The following is a 2,867-nucleotide window of genomic DNA, read 5'->3' on the forward strand; positions in this document are numbered from 1 at the left end:
GCACTTGAGCGAGGACGGGCACCGGTCGAGGGGGAGGGGAGCGGCCTCCACGATGATCACGGTGGCGGAGCGGTGCAGGATCCGCACGGGCACGCGGCTCCCGCGGCCGTCGACGGTCCAGCTGGAGACGCCGCGGATGCGGCCGTCCTCGCGGTCGACGCCGACGGTGAGGACGCTCCGGAAGTCGGCGGACGCGGCGCCCATGCCGATCGGGAAGTCCCCGTCGGCGCCGTCGAGCACGAAGGCGACGTCGAGTCCGCGGTGCCCGCGCGCCCGTCGAGCCTCGGGGCACGGCCTGCCCGTCAGCGGGACCGCGGCAGCGTCACCCGGAAGCGCGCGCCCACGGGTCCCTCCTGCGCCACCAGGTCGCCGCCGAGTGCCCGCGCCAGTCCGCGGGCGATCGGCAGGCCGAGGCCCGAGCCGCCGTCGCCGCGGTTGCGGGCGTCGTCGAGGCGGACGAGGCGGTCGAAGACGCGCTCGCGGTCGGCCTCGGCGATGCCGGGGCCGTCGTCGTCGACGGTGATAGAGACGGAGTCGGCGGCCGCCTCGACGGCGACGTCGATCCGGGAGCGGGCGAAGCGGGCGCCGTTCTCGAGGAGGTTGCCGAGCACCTGGCCCAGCCGGTCGGCGTCGGCGCTGACCAGGAGCGGCTCGGCGGGCCGGTGCAGCTCGATCGCGAGGCCCGGCCGGCGCAGCTCCTGGCGCTCGATCGCGGCCTCGGCGACGCCCGCCGGGTCCAGCGGACGCGACTCCAGAGCCAGGCCCTCGTCCAGCCGCGCCATCAGCAGCATGTCCTGGACGAGGCGGCCCGCGCGCAGCGACTCCCGCACGACGTGCACCGACAGGCGCTCGCGCTCCTGCTCGCCGCCGTCGCCGCGGACCAGGGCATCGGCGGCGGCCTGGATGCCGGCCACCGGTGTCCGCAGCTCGTGCGCGGCGTCCGAGACGAACGCGCGCATCCGCTGCTCCGCCGCGAGGGCCGTCGCCTCGGCGGCGAGGGCGCTGCGCTCGGCCTGCTCGAGGTCGTCGAGCATCTCGTCGAACGCGGTCGCGGTGCGGCCGAGCTCGGTCCGCGGCCGGGAGGGGCGCAGCCGCCGCCCGCGGTCGCCGTGCGCGATGTCGCGTGCCACGTCGGTCATCCGCTCGAGGGGCCGGAGGGTCGCGCGGACCACGACGACCAGCGCGAGCGCGGCCAGCAGGAGGAACACGGCCGACGCGGCGAGCAGGATCCCGTTCAGCTGGGCGAGCGTGCTGCCGACCGAGCCGGCCTCGCTGGTGAGCTCGAGGCGGGTGCCGTCGCTGAGGGTCGAATCCAGCGTGATCAGCTCGTCGTCGGCGGCGATGCTGCTCGAGACGACGGTGACGGCGGCGGAGGCGGCACGGGGCGAGACGGCTCCGGAGGAGGAGCTCGTGCCGGGCGGCGAGGGCGGCTCTCCGAGCTGGTCGGCGGCTCCCGGGCCCAGGCGCAGCTGCTCGGGGCTCGGCCCGGCCACGACGTCCTCGCCCTCGGGGCTCGTGATCCGCACCGAGACGCCCTGCGCCGAGAGCCGGGAGGCGAGGGCGTCGTCGGCGATCGTGCCGACCAGCGCGGCGGCGGCGGAGGCGCGGTCCTGGAGCCGCTCCTCGATCTGGTCGCGGAGGCGCTCGCCGAGCACGGCCTGCACCGTCGCCGAGAGGGCCAGGAGCAGGACGGCCAGCAGTGCGAGCACGGCCAGGACCGTCCGGAGGCGGAGCGAGCCGGTGCGCAGGGCGTCCGGCCTGGAGCGGCTCACGCCTCCACCCGGTAGCCGAGACCGCGGACGGTGTGCACGAGCCGGTCGCCGTGCGCCTCCATCTTCTTGCGGAGGGAGCTGAGGTGCACCTCGACGAGGTTCGGGTCGACGTGGTCGTAGCCCCAGACCTGCGTCAGGATCTGCGTCTTGGTGAGGGTGCGGCCGCGGTTGCCGGCGAGGAAGGCGAGGAGACGGAACTCGGTCGCGGTGAGGTCGAGGGCGACGCCGCCGCGGCGGGCGAGGCCCGACTCCGGGTCGACGACGAGGTCGCCGATCTCGACGACGGAGGGGATGCGGCCGCGGCGCCTCAGCACGGCGGTCACGCGCTTGACGAGCTCGGCGAGCACGAACGGCTTCACCACGTAGTCGTCGACGCCCTCGTCGAAGCCGCGGAGGCGGTCGTCGACGGCGTCGCGAGCGGTGAGCATGATCACGGCTGCGTCGCTGCTGCGGCGGATCCGCTCGGCGAGCACGATGCCGCTCGGGCCGGGGAGCATCCAGTCGAGGATCACCAGGTCCGGAGCGAAGGTGCTCAGCTCGCGGGCGAGGTCCTCGCCGGAGACGAGACCGCGGACCGTGAAGCGCTCGCTGCGCAGCGCGGTCTCGACGGAGGAGCGGATGGCGTCGTCGTCCTCGATGAGGAGCACACGGGCGGAGGAGGGCATGTGCTCGAACCTAGGGGCAGCGGATCGGGGCGCACCCCGCGTCTGCTGTGGAGGGTCTGTTCTTAAGTGCGGCTTCAGATTCGCCGTCGAATCTGAAATGGAACCGGCCGCAACCGATCCCGAACGGGGTCGGCACCGGGCCGGACGAGGAGACACCCATGACCGAGTCGACCACCCCCACCGAGAAGGGCTCGAGCTTCGGGCCGCGCCGTCCGAAGAAGCGCGCCCTGACCATCGGCATCGCCGTCGGCGCCCTCGGACTCGTCGCGCTCGGCTCGACCGCCGCCTTCGCCGCGACGCCGTCGAGCACGCCGACCTCCAGCGCCACCCCGCTGCACTCCAGCTCCAGCGCTGCGCCGTCAGCGCCGTCGACCGACGCGCCCGCCGAGGGCACCGCTCCCACCCCGCCCGGCCCCGGCCGCTGCGGCCC

Annotated in this window: 3 protein-coding genes and 1 pseudogene; 1 reads left to right on the top strand and 3 read right to left on the bottom strand. The window is 75.2% G+C overall.

Features of this window, described 5'->3' with window-relative positions:
- From C5D08_RS16515 to C5D08_RS16525, 3 genes are all read right to left on the bottom strand, one after another.
- A partial coding sequence (locus tag C5D08_RS16515) for a hypothetical protein (RefSeq protein ID WP_146087942.1) occupies window positions 1-240 on the bottom strand: 240 nt, incomplete at its 3' end.
- A 62-nt stretch (window positions 241-302) separates the two neighbouring features.
- Window positions 303-1,772: a HAMP domain-containing sensor histidine kinase gene (locus C5D08_RS16520; RefSeq protein ID WP_104277939.1), complete on the bottom strand. Its 1,470-nt coding sequence runs from the start codon at window positions 1,770-1,772 to the stop codon at window positions 303-305.
- Window positions 1,769-2,437 (bottom strand): response regulator transcription factor, encoded by a 669-nt coding sequence (locus C5D08_RS16525; RefSeq protein ID WP_104277940.1) that lies wholly within the window; start codon window positions 2,435-2,437, stop codon window positions 1,769-1,771. Before C5D08_RS16525 ends, C5D08_RS16520 begins: the two co-directional genes overlap by 4 nt.
- 158 nt (window positions 2,438-2,595) lie before the next feature.
- Between C5D08_RS16525 and C5D08_RS16530 the strand changes: the two are divergent.
- A pseudogene (locus tag C5D08_RS16530) lies at window positions 2,596-2,867 on the top strand (hypothetical protein); the annotation flags it as partial.

The sequence above is a fragment of the Rathayibacter sp. AY1B6 genome (genome assembly GCF_002932755.1).
In the GTDB taxonomy this organism is placed as follows: Bacteria; Actinomycetota; Actinomycetes; order Actinomycetales; family Microbacteriaceae; genus Rathayibacter.

What these genes read in the sequence shown, in the direction of transcription:
- C5D08_RS16525 (WP_104277940.1), bottom strand. Translation starts at nt 2,437, where the DNA reads ATGCCCTCCTCCGCCCGTGTGCTCCTCATCGAGGACGACGACGCCATC.